12 protein-coding genes are annotated in these 17,271 nt (G+C 62.1%); 8 read left to right on the top strand and 4 right to left on the bottom strand.

The annotated features are described in order from the left end of the window. Positions 1 to 370: 370 nt before the first annotated feature. Together G3A50_RS20290 and G3A50_RS20285 are read right to left on the bottom strand one after the other, a co-directional pair. Complete coding sequence (locus tag G3A50_RS20290) at positions 371 to 2,656, bottom strand: hypothetical protein (RefSeq protein WP_246251931.1); 2,286 nt, start codon at positions 2,654 to 2,656, stop codon at positions 371 to 373. A gap of 634 nt (positions 2,657 to 3,290) precedes the next feature. Next, positions 3,291 to 3,536 (bottom strand): helix-turn-helix transcriptional regulator, encoded by a 246-nt coding sequence (locus tag G3A50_RS20285; protein WP_163076925.1) that lies wholly within the window; start codon positions 3,534 to 3,536, stop codon positions 3,291 to 3,293. Between the two features lie 119 nt (positions 3,537 to 3,655). On the opposite strand from G3A50_RS20285, the gene G3A50_RS20280 reads away from it, so the two are divergent. The 4 genes from G3A50_RS20280 to G3A50_RS22465 all read left to right on the top strand — a co-directional run bounded on the left by G3A50_RS20280 (position 3,656) and on the right by G3A50_RS22465 (position 7,685). Further along, on the top strand, positions 3,656 to 4,318 hold the full coding sequence (locus G3A50_RS20280; RefSeq protein WP_163076924.1) for a hypothetical protein: 663 nt from the start codon (positions 3,656 to 3,658) through the stop codon (positions 4,316 to 4,318). 280 nt (positions 4,319 to 4,598) lie between these two features. Further along, a complete protein-coding gene (locus G3A50_RS20275) occupies positions 4,599 to 6,047 on the top strand; it encodes a phospholipase effector Tle1 domain-containing protein (protein WP_163076923.1) in 1,449 nt (482 codons plus the stop codon). A 286-nt stretch (positions 6,048 to 6,333) separates the two neighbouring features. Next, positions 6,334 to 6,933: a hypothetical protein gene (locus G3A50_RS20270; RefSeq protein WP_163076922.1), complete on the top strand. Its 600-nt coding sequence runs from the start codon at positions 6,334 to 6,336 to the stop codon at positions 6,931 to 6,933. After that, positions 6,930 to 7,685, top strand: coding sequence for a hypothetical protein (locus tag G3A50_RS22465; protein ID WP_210255181.1), 756 nt, complete (start codon positions 6,930 to 6,932; stop codon positions 7,683 to 7,685). The genes G3A50_RS20270 and G3A50_RS22465 overlap by 4 nt, the downstream gene beginning before the upstream one ends. A gap of 501 nt (positions 7,686 to 8,186) precedes the next feature. Here G3A50_RS22465 and lpxD read toward each other — a convergent pair. Beyond that, complete coding sequence (gene lpxD, locus G3A50_RS20260; protein WP_163076921.1) at positions 8,187 to 9,221, bottom strand: UDP-3-O-(3-hydroxymyristoyl)glucosamine N-acyltransferase; 1,035 nt, start codon at positions 9,219 to 9,221, stop codon at positions 8,187 to 8,189. A gap of 223 nt (positions 9,222 to 9,444) precedes the next feature. Then, complete coding sequence (locus G3A50_RS20255; RefSeq protein WP_163076920.1) at positions 9,445 to 10,290, bottom strand: DUF3313 domain-containing protein; 846 nt, start codon at positions 10,288 to 10,290, stop codon at positions 9,445 to 9,447. Between the two features lie 540 nt (positions 10,291 to 10,830). Here G3A50_RS20255 and G3A50_RS20250 point away from each other — a divergent pair. The 4 genes from G3A50_RS20250 to G3A50_RS20235 all read left to right on the top strand — a co-directional run bounded on the left by G3A50_RS20250 (position 10,831) and on the right by G3A50_RS20235 (position 17,174). Then, complete coding sequence (locus G3A50_RS20250; protein WP_163076919.1) at positions 10,831 to 11,553, top strand: response regulator; 723 nt, start codon at positions 10,831 to 10,833, stop codon at positions 11,551 to 11,553. 2 nt (positions 11,554 to 11,555) lie between these two features. Continuing rightward, entirely contained in the window at positions 11,556 to 12,794 is a 1,239-nt protein-coding gene (locus G3A50_RS20245) for an ATP-binding protein (protein ID WP_163076918.1), read from the top strand. 202 nt (positions 12,795 to 12,996) lie between these two features. Continuing rightward, entirely contained in the window at positions 12,997 to 14,103 is a 1,107-nt protein-coding gene (locus G3A50_RS20240; RefSeq protein ID WP_163076917.1) for an efflux RND transporter periplasmic adaptor subunit, read from the top strand. Beyond that, positions 14,100 to 17,174, top strand: a complete 3,075-nt coding sequence (locus G3A50_RS20235) for an efflux RND transporter permease subunit (RefSeq protein WP_163076916.1) — start codon at positions 14,100 to 14,102, stop codon at positions 17,172 to 17,174. Before G3A50_RS20240 ends, G3A50_RS20235 begins: the two co-directional genes overlap by 4 nt. Positions 17,175 to 17,271: the final 97 nt, after the last annotated feature.

Raw genomic sequence — 17,271 nt, 5'->3', positions numbered from 1 at the left:
TCAATGATTGATTCGGAGCCATTTCAGGCGAAATAGCTCTTTTAGGCAAGCTCCGCCCCGTCGCGGCTGAGAGGCGTTTCTTGGACACTCGCCGGGCGCGCTCCAGCTGCAGGATTCCCCGGAGCGGCCCTTTTCAAGGGCGGGAATGGGTCGTTCCTGCCAATGACTCTCATCGGCGACATGTCCGCTGTTCGCTCGAAGTCTCCAATAGCGGCCAGTCCGCTACCGGCCCTGTTCCTCTGCTGGGTGAACGGTTCGTCAATCTGGCCCTACGGCGGGCCCAGCCCTGCCGCTGAAGCGGATTGCCAACTTGGGAACACGCCATCGCCTAGCGGTGGCGGTGGGGGATTCCGCATCAGGCGTTCTACCTTCACGCCGCTTCCCACACCTTGTTGAGAATCTGCGCCGCAAGGGCGGCTTTGTCCTGGGGCAGGAAGCGCCCATAGTGCTTGGCGACCATCTCGGGGGTGTCCTGGATGGCGTAGCTCGCCTGCTCATAGGAGCCAGTCTTCTTCAGGATGTGGGTCGCGAGCACGTCGCGGACATTGTGCGGCCCGTGAGGCAGCAGGCCCTTGATGGCGCCGCGGCCAGTGTAGGGATTGTGGATGCCATAGCGCTGGATCGCCAGACGCCAGGCCTCGTAGAAGGTGTTCTGGCAGTACGCGGAATCCTTGCTGGTGAGCTTCACCGTCTTCACGAACAGCGTGCCCGGATCGGCGGCATGTTTGAGCAGCACCCGGCGGTGCCGGTCGATATAGGCCTCGAGATAGTGATAGAGGCCGCCGAGGTCCGGCAGGATCAGCCGGAACGGCTTGCTGCCAAAGAAGGACGAGTTCGCGTTCTTGAAGGCGACAGAGGGGATGAGCACCTCCCATCCCTGATCGCGCTCGCTCCAGCGCAACTCGCCGCGCTTCATCTCCGCGAGGCGGCGCTCCGAGGTCGGCAGCCGGCCACGCGGACAGACGAGGAGCTGACGCAGGTTCTTCTGCCGAACGCCGAGATGCAGGCCGAGCCGTAGCATCAGGAAGGCCCGCACTGCCTCAGCCGCCGCACGCGGGTAGCGCTTTTCGTCCGGCATCAGCCGGAGGATCTCCTCGGTGATCTTGCGATACTCGGCGACCGGGCTGTCCGCCTCCAGCACCACCATGATCGGCTCGAAGGGATCACGATGGATACGGGCCACGCGCTGGACCTCCCGCGCGCGGGCGAGGCCATGGCGATGCATCTGCTCGCAGGCCGCGTCCCAGTCAGCGCGGGCAGCGGCAACGTCGCGCTCGGTGATCAGATTGGGAATGGGGCGGATGCGTTCCGCCAGTTGCGGGTTCTGCCGCAGCCAGCCTGTCTCGGCACGGGTGAGCGCGGCAGCGATCCGCAGCATGTCGACTTCCCACGCGGTGTAGAAGCCGCGCCGACGCTCCCGCCATTGAATGTACCAGTCCCACACGATCGGGAAGACCAGAAGGCCGAAGCTCAGATTCTCCAGCGGCACGCCGAAGCCGTGGACCGCGCCACTGGGTGACGCTGCCAGCGCACCGAACATCAGACCGAGATGCTCGACCTTCTGGGATGCCGTCTCCTCGCCCCAGACGCCGCTGCGCTGATAACCGAAGGCCGTCAGCGTCGCCGTCTTGAACTGGACGAGATCGGCCATCTCCTCGGCCAGCTGGGGCGGCGCATCGAGCGCCGCGCTCGCGAGGTCCGGATCCGGCAGCGATCCATCCTCTTCCCGGCAAAACCTGTAAAGCCCGCGCGGCTGGGAGGACTGGTCGAGCAGGCCGGGAAAGCGGATCGAGTAGCGCTGCTTCATGGCGGCAGCCTGGAAGCGCCGATAGTCGGTCGTCCCCGTGATCACCACGCGCTTTACCCACTCAAGGATCTCCTCCCTCTCCCTCAACGGGCGCCGATCAAAATCATGCGGCAGGTGCCAGGCGAGGCGTCGTCTCTCCGCACGGCTGATGCCGGCAATGGTCCCCGCTGATGTGCAGCGGTCTCCGTTCGGCAGCTTCGAGCGGAAGTAGCCCGGCGGCAGGCGGTAGCGCCGCTCGATGAGCTCCAGCGCCGCGAGACTTCGGGAGGCGCGCGGCACCTTCACGCCGCGGCGCCACAGGTTGAGTGCCGTAGCATCGACCTGGGTCGCGCTCGCCTCAAGGACACGGGCGAGATGCTTCGCGGTGTCGCCATGCCGGCGCATGTGAAGATCGAGCGCATCGGCGAATGATGGCGGGTCGGTCCAAGGCCGGCCGTCGCTCTCGGGGAACTCGATAATGGGCTTCGCCCGTGGACCGCGTCGGCGCGGTATAGCTTCCGGCTGGTCAGCGCCACGATGGGGTGTGCCCCGCTCCGAGCTCGGCGGTGCCCGGCGCGCCGCGGCACGCTTCACCGTGACGTGGCCGCGGCGCGCCAGTTCACGGCGCAGTGCATCAAGGCCGGGCGCAAGAACGGGGCCGGCACGTGTCAGATCGGCGTGATCCACATCACAGGCGTGAGCAATCGCGTGCCAGTCATAATCGCGCTCCGTCAGGGGCGGTGGCACGCGCGCGGCGAGGAGATCGAGCAGCCAGTTCTGGAACAGGTCGGCGTCGCGGGGCAACAGGACGGTCGGTGCACGCTGCTGGCAGAACTTCACCAACATGCGCGCGAAGCTCGTACGGGGCATCGGCGGTCAGTGCAGGCACGTTATGGAGAGGCGACTCGCCTCGATCAGGGGCGGCGTTTCTGCCGAGAAGCCCTCCTCTCGGCCACGATCCAGAAGTGGTAGGCCGCGCGATCCAAAACCGAGGGGTGATGGCCCTCAGGCTGGCATCAGACGGCAACAACGTGCGGCTAAGCGTTTGAACAACAAGATTCTCGTGAAGCCCGCACATTGCTGTCGAGCGGCGAAATGTGCCGAGATCTAGAAAATATTCTACGAAATCAACGACCCGACCGCCGCGCAATGTGCGCGCTTTTATCCTGCCATCAATTTCTACTTCTTCTCCACCGAAGCACTTAAGCTGATCAGAGATGCCGAATATACTACGCAGCAGCAATTAAACAATGTCACCTGCTACCTAGGGCAGCCGACAACGCGCTATAGCCGCCGCATCCGCTACAGCCGGCTGGAGAGCTGCAATCGTCTATGTCGCGGGTTCGCGGTCAAAAGCCGCTTGGGCCGCAGCCGGGCTGCCTTCGAACTTACATTTAGGATGCGAATGGGTGTCCGCTCTCGCGCAGAAACCTTGCAACGAAACTGCCGTCGAGTTGCACCGAGCTCAAAATTCGTTGGCGAGTCGTCTGCAACCATCGCGGCCTTAATCGGATGCTGCGGGCTTGCGGAAGCGCAGCCCAGCACCGCCTCCGTTCTCGGGAATGAACTCGATTCCAGTGGCTTCGAGCGACAGTACGAGCGCCTGGATGATCGATGCAGATATCGATGTTGAGCCGCGCTCAAACTGCACAATCGTGCGCAATCCGACCTTCGATAAGTCAGCCAACTCCTGCTGCGAAATATCAAGCAATGCACGCGCGGCACGGATTTGAGCTGGCGTAACCTTCATCAGTTGATATGTCTCGTTTGCGCAAAATGCGCAGATATGCCCATAATGAGAAGCGGCTGAGCGAGTGCTGTCACACTCACCCAGCCTGACCACAACCCTAGCTGCTTGGAGCTCGGATCATGGCTGATTCTGAGATTACCACGAGTCTGTCCCGGCCATCCCGGAGGGACGTTCTCTCCGCCGCCCTGATGACGATCGGCGGCACTTCCTTCAGTTCGGCTGCGGCCGAATCGCAGGATCATGGCGCAGCGGACGCTGCTTTCCTTGCATGGAAAGCGTGGCGCGCCGCTCATCGGCGCACGCTCGCCCTGTGTCGGAAGCAGCAGCGTCTGGAAGCCGAACTCGCGCGGACGATCGGATTTCCACAGGCAGTCCTTGTTGCAGCCGAGCTGCAGTCTGCGAGGCGGATCAGCTCACTGCGAGAGTTCGATGAGCTTGCGGCGGATGTGCCCTCGCTTTTCACCCGCCGTGACGAGGTCACTGCAGCGTTGCGCGCTCATCAGCAGCGCTGGGACGACGCGGATTGCGCTATCGGCTACTCCGTCACCCGGCAGGAAGAGGCGGCGGCATCCGCCTATGAAGAGCGACTGATTGCGAGGCTCTTTGCGGCCGACACCACGTCTCTGCGTGGCCTCTCCGCGAAGCTCGACGTGCTGATTGCTATCGGAGCCGATGGCGCCGAGGGGCGGCATTTCCCGTGGCCTGAGCTGCGGCGCATCCGCAGGGACGTCGCGCGCTTGGTTCAGTTGCAGCGTCACGATGCTTTCGGCCTCACTATTTGAAGCAGTGCTTGCGATGCCAGCGCAGGAAGTGCGGATGCGGACACTCGAGCGCCCGTTACGGGCGGACGACGCGTCCGCTCACGTCGGAAAAGCTATAGCCTAAGCACAGCGGATCGGCCTGGCCCTCGAATAAGCCAATCTGATTATGGTCACCATCCGCTCCCATCTGTTCCGGCCGAAACTCAGAATCATGACGCCTCACTTGCGAATATACCGTAAGGTAATCCCTTCAGCCTCGCGCCGGCAGAAACGATTCGCCCTTGCCTACGTGGAGAGAAATTTGGCTAAGCTCATTCTGATTTTCTCGGATGGCACCGGCCAGGTTGGCGGAATAAGGCCGGATCAGAGACTCTCAAACGTCTACAAGATGTATCGCGCGATGCGGCCCGGCCCGGATTCGCCGATCCGACCACAGGATCAGGTGGCGTTCTACGATGCGGGTCTGGGCGCTGGCGAGACCGGCGGTTTCACGTTCCGCCGGCTCCGAAATATCCTTTCGGCGGCTGTTGGCACCGGCATCGATGAGAATGTTATCGACTGTTATTCGGCGATAATTGCCAACTGGCAGCCTGGTGATCGGATCTGTCTGTTTGGCTTTAGTCGAGGAGCCTACACAGTCCGCTCTCTGGCCAATGTGCTTAATCTCTGCGGCGTACCGACGAAGGCAGCGGACGGTGGTCCGGTGCCACGTTATGGTCCAAAACTGCGTGCGATTGCGACTGACGCCGTCAGATACGTCTACAATCACGGGGCGGGATCACAGCGCGACCGTTATGAGGATGAACGGGAGGCGAAAGCCAGCCGTTTTCGCGTAAAATATGGTTCCGAAGGAGTCGGCGCCGACAGCGAGGGGCAGGGTAATATTCAACCGACCTTTGTCGGGGTGTTCGATACAGTTGCGGCATTGGGCAGTCGTCAGGCCACGCTCCTTGCCGTTGGCGGATTTGCGGCATTGGTGGCGGCGACCTGCTGGATTGCGGCCTATGCACCTTGGTGGCTCACCACCCTTATTGCAGCCCTACCGGCGGCGGCGGCGTACTGGATGGTCGATATCATCTCGGGGCAAGTAAAGTACTTTCTCAAAGACCCCGACCGAAAGATTCGCTTCTGGAACCCGTTGGATTGGTTTGCGCTCGTACGTCATGGCCATATCGCTTGGTGGTCGGGCAAGCACTACGACCGTTATATCGACCGCGAAGTTCCATATCTGCGCCACGCGCTCGCGATTGATGAGGCGCGCGCTAAATTCCCGCGCGTACTTTGGGGAAGAGCAATCGACGTTAAGTGGAACAACGAACGTGGCAATCCCGATTGGCTTCGGCAGATCTGGTTTGCCGGGAACCATTCCGATATCGGCGGCAGCTACGCTGAAGAAGAATCTCGCCTTTCGGATATTGCCCTGGATTGGATGTTAACTGAGTTCCAGCAGGCTGTTCCAGAAGTTCGGATTAGGCAGGATGTTATCATTACCTCCCCAGATCCCCTCGGCCTTCAACATGACGAGTGCGAGGAGGCTTTGAACGGTCAGCCTGCGTGGTTGCGCCGCCTGACTGGCAGCAAACTGACCTGGACGCACAAGGTTCGCGACATTCCAGATGACGCACAGCTGCATCGGTCTGTGATCACGAGGTGTGCGGCTGACCACGTGCCCCAAATGGGAGAGGTGAAGCCGTATCGCCCCTCAAATCTGCAGACACATTCGGAGGTTAAGCACTTTTATGCACCTTAGATTTCCGTCGGAGCCGGAAGGCCATGCCGGCACGTCCGACAAGGTCAATCGCCCCATTCCGTTACCGTGAAACCGTCGAAACCGGCGACACGAAATGGTGTTTCAACATCATATGATTTAAGGCTCGGGAAGCACGATAGCACCGGGGGTCATGTAGCGAATTCTATATGGCCCATCGTAACCATTTTTGGGCGCTTTCCTTGAAGATCCCGCTTGGGTTGATATCTTGGCTTGAAGAGGCGCTGACCGGGGCAAGCGGCACGATCGTCCAGCGGGGGAAGAACCTATGACGACCACGAAGTTGCGCATCGACGTTTCCCAAGGTCTTATCGACATTGAGGGCGACGCCGAACTGGTCCGCGAAATATATGCCGACTTCAAGACCCACCTCTTGTCAGGAGTGAGGCTCGCTCAGCCCGCGCCTCCTGCCCCGCCGGTCGCGGCTGTCGGGGCTGACACCGACGAACAGACCCCGCCCGCACCTAAGTCGAAAGCGAAGCGTCGTCTCGCTGCGAAGAAGAAGACCAACGGCGACGAGAGCAGCAGCGGTGTGGTCGCAGACTCACCCAAGCTCGACAAGAATTTGAACACGTCTGGCCTCGGCACCTTCTATGGGAGGTTCGCGCCGAAGAATAACGCCGAGAAGATTCTTATCTTCCTAAAGTTTATGACCGAGTCGCTGCATATCGAAAGCCCAAATACGGATCAGGTCTATACCTGCTTCAAGGCCACCGGCGACAAGATACCGAAGGCGTTCGCACAGGCGTTCTACGATACCAGCAGCAAACTCGGGTACATCGATTTTAGGTCGTCCACCGACCTCCCAATCACCATCGCGGGTGACAATCACTTTAACCACACCATGAAGCGGAAAGCTGCTGAGTGAACGACGCAGTCAATCGCTTCTACAATTCCATCGAAGGTGCGGCCGGCCAGAGCCAGAGCGGCTTGGTCGAGCTTTTCGTCTATTTCTTGACGGTGGAGCTAGGGCAGGAAGCTGCCACGCCCAAGCAAATCACCGGCTGCTTTGAGGCGTGTGACCTGGCGGTGCCCGCGAACGTCAGTGCACGGCTAGCCGAGGGGCTCAAAATTAAACCACCCAAGTACATCAAGACCAAGGGCGCATATAAGCTCCAACGCCATATGCGAGAAGCATTGTCGAAGAAGCTCGGTGCCGAGACCGTGACGGCTCAGACCAGTGCCACGCTTCGGGGTCTCGAACACAAGCTGCCAGCCGGCGCTGACAAAGAATTCTTGAAGGAGGCAATCGACTGCTTCGAGATCGGTGCAAATCGCGCAGCGATCATCATGACCTGGATACTGGCGATGGACCACCTGTTCGCCTACATCCTCGTACACAAGCTAACGGACTTCAACGCAGCCTTATCCAAAGACAAGGGCGTAAAGATCACATCGGTGTCGCAGCGCGACGATTTCACCGAAATCAAGGAAACCAAGTTCATCGAGCTGTGCCGAGCGGCGGGCATCGTCTCAAATGACGTGCGAAAGATTCTCGATCAGAAACTGGGCACGCGGAACTCGTGCGCGCACCCTTCCGGTGTTACCGTCAACAAGTCGAAGGTGATCGATTTTATCGAGGACCTCGTCGATAACGTCATCCTGAAATTCCCAGTCTAGCGTACGAGCGTCTTGCCGCATGGACGGGTGCCGCGATGAAATAGAATAAAAGCAACAGCTTCGAGGCCGCCTGAAGGAAATTCGTGGAACTCGCCAAGCAGGATGAGTGAATGGCGGTTTTCGGGATTACCGACCCAGGCGCATAAGACCGACTTGGCGGCGTGAAGTGGTCGCTGTGGTCAACACACGTCATAGGGCTATAGCGAACACATAGTTCTCTTCTTGGTCGCTCGCGGCCCGCCAAACCCACCGATTTCCCGATATTCTGCGAGGCAGGGTGCTATTCGTTACCGAGTACGGCAAAGTACCTACAGGGTTTATTTCCGTCGTTGTATTTCCGCTTTCCAGTCCCGTCGCACCTTATCTCGGTGTCCATGAAACGGCCGCCGACCAGTTTGCGCGAAGGCGGCAAGCATTCGTCGCCGTTCGTCCGGGCTTTAATTCGCGCGATGTCGGAAAGTGGAGTTCTCCTCATCAGGGTTGCCGCTGTGCCAACGCAGCTCAAGCGTCGGTACGGTGCTTCGCCAATTTCTTGAGGGTCGTCTGTTCGCGGAACCACTCGCGTAGCGGCTTAGCCGGCATTCCACCCCAGCGTTCGCCTGCCGGAACGTCCCTCATGAGCCGGGAGGCTGCGGCAAGCTGAGCACCCCGGCCGATGCGCAGATGCCCCGCAATGGCGCTCTGGCCTCCCACCGCCACGCCATCCTCCAGGACTGTCGAACCTGCAATCCCGACCTGGGCGGTGATCACGCAATGGCGTCCAATCCGCACATTGTGGGCAACCTGAACGAGGTTATCGACCTTCGTCCCGTCTCCGATGACGGTATCGCGCCCGCTGCCGCGATCGACCGTGGTGTTCGCGCCGATCTCCACATCGTTTCCGATCACGACACGGCCAAGCTGTGGCACCTTCACATGGCCTGATGCGCTCATCGCGAACCCGAAGCCATCCTGGCCGATGCGAACCCCCGGATGGACGATCGTCCGATCGCCCATGTTGCATTGCATGATGGTGACGCTGGCGCCGATCGAGCAATTCCGGCCGATCACAACGTCCGAGCCCAGCACCACATAGGCACCGAGCGTCGTGCCGGCTCCGATGAGGACCCGCTCTCCGATGACGACGCCGGGGTCGAGCACGACGCCGGCGCCGATCTGAGCTGTGGGATGCACGAAACATCCGGAAGTGCTGCCGGCCTGGCCCAGGACAGGCTCGGGCCGCAGTGCCTCGGGGTGCAGCCGGGTGAGCAGCTTTGCGTAAGCCAAGTGAGGATTCCTGACAACGATGGCGACCGTGCCGGACGGGACCATGTGGGCGAAGCGCTCAGTGACGATGCAGGCGCCGGCCAGCGTGGCGCGCAAGGATTCCGCGTAGCGCGCATGATCCATGTAAGCTAGGTGCCAGGGCTCGGCCGTCTCCAGGCTTGCTCCACCACGCAGGCGGGCGCTGGGATCGGCGGATGCCGGAAGCGACGATCCCACCTCTTTCGCCAGCTCGGCCAAGGCTATTCCACTCGGTTCAGGCGCTTGGATCATGGTCAGGCTCGCTTCACACCGGGAGTGGGGCAGTTTGATATCGCGTTCATGAAAGTCGGCCGACCTGCGGGGGGCGGTTGCAGGCCGGCCGACTCACCGCGTGTCCGCATGCGGACCACGCAGTTCGTGAAGTTGGATTCTCGTTTGATGGGGAGGCGCAGGCGCCCATGAAGATTGCGCGACCACCACGCAGCGCAGAGCTGCCGAAGGATATGTGCCGGCTCTACCGTGCCGCCTGCTTGGCGCCGCTATCGGTCCATTCGGGCGGCAATCCAAGCTGGCTCCCGACCACGCCGGCAAGGCCCGGATAGCGGCCGTAGCGTTCGCACGTCGCGTATTTGGGAGAGAGGCCCATCGCCGAATTGATCTTCTGCGCGGACGGGAGGTCGATACCCGAACTACTGAAGGGGCTCTCGCCCTTGACCAGCAGATAGCCGAAATCCTCGCCGAAGGCATCCGCGAGCTCATAGGCGTCGCTCGCCTTCGATACTCTCGGCGAGCTGAAGAACGCGTTCGCGCCCCTGGCCCAGAGCATCGACGCCTGCTGCTGACCCATGGGGTCGACGGCCTCGGCCTCCATGGAGAGATTGCCCATCCCGATCGGAATGCGCGGGGTCGGAACCGGGATGGCCATGTCCACGAAGTTCATGCCGATCGACGTTGCCGCCGAAATGCCTGCCGCGAGTTCGTCGGTTTCCGTCGCCTGGGTGACGGATGCCCGCACGATCAGGTCCGCGGGCTCGTCAGGCGCCACCACCTTGAAGCGATCGCTGAGGCTGACGCACAGCCCGCGATCGACGCTGTTCGCGACAAGCTCCCTCTGCGGGTTGGTCAGCTTCGGCGCGATATTGGAGGGGAAGGTGGTCGGAAAGATCTTGACCGTCCTGGCGGCTAGAACATGCTCCTTGTTCACGTTGATGCGCGATTTTGTGAGAACGCCGTTGGAGGGCACCATTGCGTCGTAGGACGAAAGTCCGACGCCCTGCACCAGCGGCGCCGGCGCGCAGCCGCACATGGAGCCGGCCATGGCCAGCAGGCCAGCGTATCCGGCGCTACGAAGCGGTCGCATCGGACGCCCCTTGCACGCTTGAGCCGGCCCGGTTGACCGCCCGCCGGGACCTCCGACAGAGCGGCGCATATGAGTGCGCGTCGCTCTTCAAAAGTAATCCGGCGACGCCACAAGCGGCGGTTGACGTCAGGACCGCCGCGGCAGCAATGAAGCCGGTCCCATCGCCCGAATATTTCCACCACCATGACGAGAGGCTTGCATGGATAGAAATAACTCTCATCGAAACGTAGTTCGAATGAGCATCCAGCCAGTTAACTCGTCTCCCAGGACGCGAATTGGCAGAATTTGAATTAGAAACAACGCTCATCCGGCGCCTCCCGGTATTGACCCGTGCGGATTTGTATTGCACTTCGATACCAGTAGAGAGCGTTGTGGAGTAAAATCTGGCCTTAAATGTCTGAATGCGTCTGCCCGACTTATTTTGATGTCGAAAGATGTCTCGCAGCGTTCCGGACAACGTTCGACACACAAAAGCTGCCACCGCCCGCTACGGCGGCGCTTCACCTAGCCTTGGGAAACACACGTCGTTCACGGCTGATCATGAGCACGCAAGCGCACCAGATTCTCGTTGCCGATGACGACGGCGAAATCCGAAAACTCCTCGCCCGCTACATGCGGGAGCAGGGTTTCCAGGTCCTGCTCGCGTCAAGCTGCGCAGAAGTCGGCGAGAGGATCGCGACCCATCAGGTCGATCTCATCGTTCTTGACGTAATGCTGCCCGACGGGTCGGGGCTCGACCTTTGCCGCGATCTGCGAGCGGCGCGATCGAACATCCCGATCATACTGCTCACCGCGCTGCAGGAGGATGTCGATCGGATCATCGGCCTTGAAATCGGGGCCGACGACTATCTCGGCAAGCCCTTCAATCCGCGCGAGCTTGCGGCGCGAATTCGCGCCGTCCTCCGTCGGGGGGTGAATTCACGCCCTGAACCCGACGGAACGGGAGGCTACCGGTTCGAAGGCTTTGTCGTCGATCCGTCCGTCCGTACGGTGACGGACGCCAATGGTGGAATCGTTCCGCTTACCGGCGCCGAATTCGACCTCCTGATCATATTTCTGGACCGGCCGGGCCGCGTGCTCTCGCGCGAGCAACTCCTCGATCTCACGCGTCGAGGAGATGGCGGTGTGCTGGACCGGTCGATTGACGTTCTGGTCAGCCGTTTGCGGCGCAAGTTGTCGCCTGATGGTGCTGCCCAGATCTTTAAGGCGATTCGCAACGGCGGGTACCAACTCGCCGCCAGGGTCAGCGCCTTGGACAAGTAGAAATGCAAACGCTTCGCGCCAAATTCGCCTTGCTGCTCGTGGCCTCGATCGTCGCCGTGGTCGCGTTGATCACGCTCGCGGTGATGTATGTCTTTGCGACGCCTAAGGATACCGAAGTCTATCTGCTCGCCAGGCAGTTTATAACGATGGAGCGGCTCGCGAAGCAAAACCCCGAGACAGAAGTTCTGTCGCGACAGCCTGCTGAAGGCGCACCTGACGCAGAACAGACGGAACTGATGCGCGCCGCAACCGAGGCGCTTGGGGTTCCCCTCGACCTGACCGTGACACATAAGACGGACGATGACCGTTTCCGCACTGTCTCGCTGCGCGTCGGGCCCAGCAGCTGGATTCTGGTGGATATCGATCCACCTTCGGACCCCGAATTGTGGGTATGGTTGGCACTTATCACGCTCGGCGTTGGGTCGATCGCGGTGTTTGCGGCCAATCGCATGAGCAAGCCACTGGCGCTGCTTGAAAGCGCGGTGGAGCAGGTCAGCCCGGACGGGATTCTCCCGGCGCTTGCCGAACGAGGGCCGGCTGAGGTGCGCGCGACCGCGGCCGCCATCAATTCTCTTTCCGCTCGCTTGAAGCATGCCATCGAAAGCCGGATGCGGCTTGTCGCGGCAGCCGGTCATGACCTGCGCACTCCCCTGACCCGCATGAGGCTGCGTGCCGAGTTCGTCTCCGATGACGAGGAGCGGGCGCTATGGCTCAAGGATATCGATGAGCTGCAGCGGATTGCCCACAGCGCCATCCAGCTTGTCCACGAAGAAACCACGAAGACGCCGCCCGAGATCATTCAGCTGGATGAACTGGTCAGGAGCGTCGCTGCGGAGTTGCAGGAACAGGATTTCGAGATCGAGGTGGCCAGCAGCTGCGAGGTCCATGTCAAGGCCAGTCGCCTGACCTTGAGCCGCGCACTGCGCAATCTCTTCATAAACGCGGCAACTCACGGCGTGCGTGGCACCGTAACTGTAACGGGTGGTGCGATGGCGCAGGTCACGATTTCCGATCAGGGGCCGGGCATCGCGGCGGATATACTGGATCAGGTGTTCGAGCCGTTCTTCCGTGCCGACAGGGCGCGCAGCCAGAAAATCCCCGGTGCCGGGTTGGGCCTGACGATCTCCCGCGAAATCATCCGCAAGGCCGACGGAGAGATCGCGATAGCCAACCGGCCGGGCGGCGGCCTGGTTCAGGTCGTCGAGCTACCCGCCGTCGCTCCCGGCACCGGCATACACTGACCGATGAACAGGCAATGGCGACGCCGCCGATCAAGGCAATAATTCAACATGAAATCCTGTCGGCTAGTCATATTCGGACACAGTTGAACGCAAAAGCGTGAAGATCGACCCGCAGGTTGAGGTCTCCACATTCAGGAGAACCTAAACATGCGGTCAGATCTGTCTCACCTTGCAATTCCGACGCAGGATTGAGTGCTTCGCCATGCTGGCACTTGCACGCGTCGCGACATTTCTGTCGTGCTCCCTCCCGCTGATCATGGTCTGGTCCCCCACCGCCTTCCCGGCGGATGGCGGCGTTGGGCACCGGCTTCTATTCACCGTTACCGTCGACACCGTGCGAGAGACTCGGATCGCCAGCACGGTTGTCGGCATGGGCACGGTCGCCGCATGGCGCGAAATGCCGATCAGCTCCGAAGCCAACGGTCTCGCGATCGTCGAGATCCGCGCCGACGAGGGAGACAGGGTCAGGAAGGGCCAGATCCTTGCGCGCCTCAATCAGAGTCTGCTCGCCGCGCAGCTCGACCAGAACAGGGCGGCCGTCACCGAGGCCGAGGCGCAGCTTGCCAATGCGCTGTCCGACCAGCAGCGCGCTCACGCCGTTACCAGCGGCGTCATAAGCCAGCAAACGATCGAGCTTCGTGACACGCTGGTCAAGACGAGCACGGCGAAGCTTGCCTCCGCGCGGGCGATACTGGAGGAGACGAAGGCCAGATTGGCCCAGACGGAAATCGTGGCACCCGAAAACGCCATCGTGGCGAGCCGCAGTGCCGTCCTTGGGCAGGTGGTGCAGATGGGAACCGAGCTGTTCCGCCTGATCCAGGACGAGCGCATCGAGGTGAATGCGCTGGTAGCCGAAGCAGACGTGTTCAAAGTTCTCCCGCAGCAGTCCGCCCGCATCATCGATCCGACGGGCCACGTCACGCACGCCGCCGTGCGGCTCGTGGCGCCCGTGGTCGATGAGCAGACCCGCCTCGGCACGGTGCGCGTGGCGCTGCCGGCGAAGACGCAATTGAAGCCCGGCATGTTCGTCCGCGTCGAGATCGACGCCGGCAGCGCGCCGGCGCTGACGATCCCGCTAAGGGCCCTCGTCTGGCGCGAGGGACGAGCCGCAGTGTTCACGGTGAGCGACGAGGGAACCGCGGTCCTCAAGGCTGTCACGGCCGGTCGCCAGACCGGTTCCTCCGTCGAGGTCGTGCAAGGCCTGGAGACGGGCGAGCGCATCGTGGTGGAGGGCGCGGGGCTCCTGAACGATGGCGAGAGGGTCCGCGCCGAGGTCGCGTCCGTCCGGCCGCTCGTGAGGATGCCGTGAACCAGATCTCCGCCTGGGCCATCCGCCATCCGGTGCCCACCATCGTTCTGTTTCTGATCCTCTCGCTCTCGGGCTTCGTTGGCTTTTCGAAGCTGCGCATCAACGACATGCCCGACATCGATATTCCGACCATCACCGTCAGTGTCAGCCGGAGCGGCGCCGCGCCCACCGAACTGGAGACGCAGGTCACGCGCCTTGTCGAGGACAGCGTCGCCGGCCTCGGCAACGTGGAGCACATTCGCTCCACGATTAACGAAAGCCTTTCCGCGACCACGATCGAATTTGCCCTCGGGACTGATGTCGACCGCGCGACCGACGACGTTCGCAATGCCGTGGCCTCCATCCGCCCGAACCTGCCTGCGGACATTCTGGAGCCCACGGTGCAGCGGATCGAAGATACCGGCCAGCCCATTCTGACGTTCGTCGTCGACGCGCCGCAGATGACGCCCGATGAGTTGAGCTGGTTCGTCGACAACGATGTGGCCAAGGCCATTCTGTCAGCCGGGAGTGTCTCCAGGATCGAGCGGGCCGGCGGCGTCGATCAGGAAATCCGCGTGCGGCTCGATCCGGATCGGCTGATGGCCCTCGGCATCACGGCCTCCGAAGTCTCCGAACAATTGAAGACGCAGAACGTCAACCAGCCCGCCGGACGCATGACGCTCGGCGACGGCGAGCAGACGATCCGGACGCTGGGCAGTGCTGTGGACCTCGAGACGCTCGCGCAACGGCGCCTGATCCTGAGAGGCGGACGCACGGCGCTGCTGTCGGAGTTGGGCGCGATCGAGAGATCGTGGGCGGAGCCCCGCCAACGTGCCCGCCTTGACGACCGGGAGGTGATCGGCTTCAGCGTCTATCGCTCGCTAGGCACCGGCGAGGTCGGCGTGGCCAGGGCGGTGAGAGAGAAAGTGGCGGCGTTTGCCGCCGAGCACCCGGAAGTGACGACCCGCGAGGTGACCTCCTCGACTGATGACGTCCTGGAAGGATATGCCGCCGCCATCGAGGCTCTCGCCATCGGCGCGGCCCTCGCCGTCATCGTGGTCTGGTTCTTCCTGCGCGACATACGGGCCACCCTGATCAGCAGCGTCGCCCTGCCGCTTTCGCTACTGCCCACCTTTGGCGTGATGTACCTGCTGAACCAGTCGCTCAACAACATCACCCTGCTCGGCATCGCGCTCGTGGTCGGCATTCTGGTCGACGATGCCATCGTCGAGATCGAGAACATCGTCCGCCACATGCGCCAATCGGGCAAGAATGCCTATGAGGCGGCGCTTGAGGCCGCGGACGAGATCGGACTTGCCGTGGTGGCCACGACATTTTCGATCATCGCCGTGTTCATGCCGGTCGGCTTCATGCCGGGCATGGCGGGCGAGATCTTCAAGGCATTCGCCATCGCCGTCTGCACGTCCGTCTTCTTCTCGCTCGTCGTCGCGCGCATGCTGACGCCGCTGATGTGCGCTTATCTGATGAAGCCGCACGACGCGCAGGAAGACGAAGCGTTCTGGATTCCGGCCTATCTTCGCTTTCTCGGCTGGACGCTGCGATGGCGGTGGCTCACCGTCTTTGCCGGCATCGTCTTCTTCGCCGGATCCATGACCCTGGCCCAGCAGCTGCCGACTGATTTCATTCCCGCTTCCGACCGGGGACGCTCGTCTCTCGCTATCGAGCTTGCGCCCGGTGCCAGTCTTGCGGACACCGATGCCGCTGTGAGGAGGGCCATCGATATCCTGACGGAGCGGTCGGAGGTCCTGTCCGTCTACGCGGCCTTGGGAACGCAAACCTCGGCGGGAACTTTCGACGGCGAGAGTTCCTCGGGCGAAGTGCGCAAGGCAATCCTGACCGTGAATCTCCAGCCGCGCGGCGACCGGGCGCTCACGCAACAGCAGTTTGAAGCATCGGTAGCCCCCCGGCTTGCCGAGTTGCCGGGCGCGCGGGTGCGCTTCGGTGCCGATGGCGAGTCGGGCGCCAAGGTTCAGGTCACGCTCAGAAGCGACGATGCCGATATGCTGTCGCGCACGGTGGCCTCGGTTACACGCGAGATGCAGGCGACGCCGGGGTTCCAGAACGCCGGCTCGACGGCCAGCCTGGCGCGTCCCGAATTGCAGCTCATACCTCACCCCGACAAGGCGGCGACGCTTGGCGTCTCAACCGAGACGATCGCTCGAACGGTCAACATCGCGACCGTCGGCGAGGCCGATCAGAACCTGCCGAAATTCAACCTTGAGGACCGCCAGATACCGATCCGCGTCATGCTCGACGAGGATGCGAGGGCCGACCTCTCGCGGATCCTCAGCTTGCGGGTGCCCACGCTGACCGGGACCGTCCCACTGTCCTCGGTCGCCGACATCGCGCTCGGCGCCGGCCCCAACCAGATCGACCGCCTCAACCGCAGCCGCAGCGCGACCATCGAGGCCGAGCTCGTGGGTGTGACCACGGGCCAGGCCGAGGCGCTCGTCGCCGATCTGCCGTCGATCCGGCATCTCGCCGCTGGAGTCACTCGCGAGGCCGCGGGCGATGGGGAGCACATGGAGCAGTTGTTCAGCGGCTTCGTGCTCGCCATAGGCTCGGGGATCGTGCTGCTGCTGTTCGTCATCGCTCTTCTGTTCAACAATTTCCTGCAGCCGGTGACGATCCTGACCGCGCTTCCGCTCTCGCTCGGCGGTGCCTTCGGGCTGATGGCCGTAACGGGCACCTCCCTCTCCATGCCGGCCCTCATCGGCATTCTTATGCTGATGGGCATCGCCGCCAAGAACTCGATCCTGCTCGTCGAATACGCCATCGCCGCACGGTCCGAGCACAGGCTCGACCGACATGCGGCGCTCGTCGACGCAGCACGCAAGCGTGCTCGGCCCATCGTCATGACCACGGTCGCAATGGGGGCAGGCATGCTGCCCCTCGCTCTCGGCATCGGCGCCGACGCCGAGTTCCGGTCGTCGATGGCAATCTCCGTCATCGGTGGACTGCTTAGCTCGACCGCACTGAGCCTCATCTATGTTCCTGCGGTCTTTACCGTCATGGACGATCTCGACCGCTGGACGCGAAGGAGCTTTGGGTCGCTGCTCCAGAGGCACTAGGAGAAGTTGCCGAAGCTGGGACAGTTGCCCTGACCGCAAGCTTTCAAAAAGTTCTCGGCTATCCCAAGAGATGACCCGTACCAGCAAGCATCATAGC

This window comes from Ancylobacter pratisalsi (assembly GCF_010669125.1).
In the GTDB taxonomy this organism is placed as follows: Bacteria; Pseudomonadota; Alphaproteobacteria; order Rhizobiales; family Xanthobacteraceae; genus Ancylobacter; species Ancylobacter pratisalsi.
This window is presented reverse-complemented; position numbering and strand designations above follow the sequence as displayed.

What these genes read in the sequence shown, in the direction of transcription:
- G3A50_RS20290 (WP_246251931.1), bottom strand. Translation starts at nt 2,656, where the DNA reads ATGCCCCGTACGAGCTTCGCGCGCATGTTGGTGAAGTTCTGCCAGCAG.
- G3A50_RS20285 (WP_163076925.1), bottom strand. Translation starts at nt 3,536, where the DNA reads ATGAAGGTTACGCCAGCTCAAATCCGTGCCGCGCGTGCATTGCTTGAT.
- G3A50_RS20280 (WP_163076924.1), top strand. Translation starts at nt 3,656, where the DNA reads ATGGCTGATTCTGAGATTACCACGAGTCTGTCCCGGCCATCCCGGAGG.
- G3A50_RS20270 (WP_163076922.1), top strand. Translation starts at nt 6,334, where the DNA reads ATGACGACCACGAAGTTGCGCATCGACGTTTCCCAAGGTCTTATCGAC.
- lpxD (WP_163076921.1), bottom strand. Translation starts at nt 9,221, where the DNA reads ATGATCCAAGCGCCTGAACCGAGTGGAATAGCCTTGGCCGAGCTGGCG.
- G3A50_RS20255 (WP_163076920.1), bottom strand. Translation starts at nt 10,290, where the DNA reads ATGCGACCGCTTCGTAGCGCCGGATACGCTGGCCTGCTGGCCATGGCC.
- G3A50_RS20250 (WP_163076919.1), top strand. Translation starts at nt 10,831, where the DNA reads ATGAGCACGCAAGCGCACCAGATTCTCGTTGCCGATGACGACGGCGAA.
- G3A50_RS20245 (WP_163076918.1), top strand. Translation starts at nt 11,556, where the DNA reads ATGCAAACGCTTCGCGCCAAATTCGCCTTGCTGCTCGTGGCCTCGATC.
- G3A50_RS20240 (WP_163076917.1), top strand. Translation starts at nt 12,997, where the DNA reads ATGCTGGCACTTGCACGCGTCGCGACATTTCTGTCGTGCTCCCTCCCG.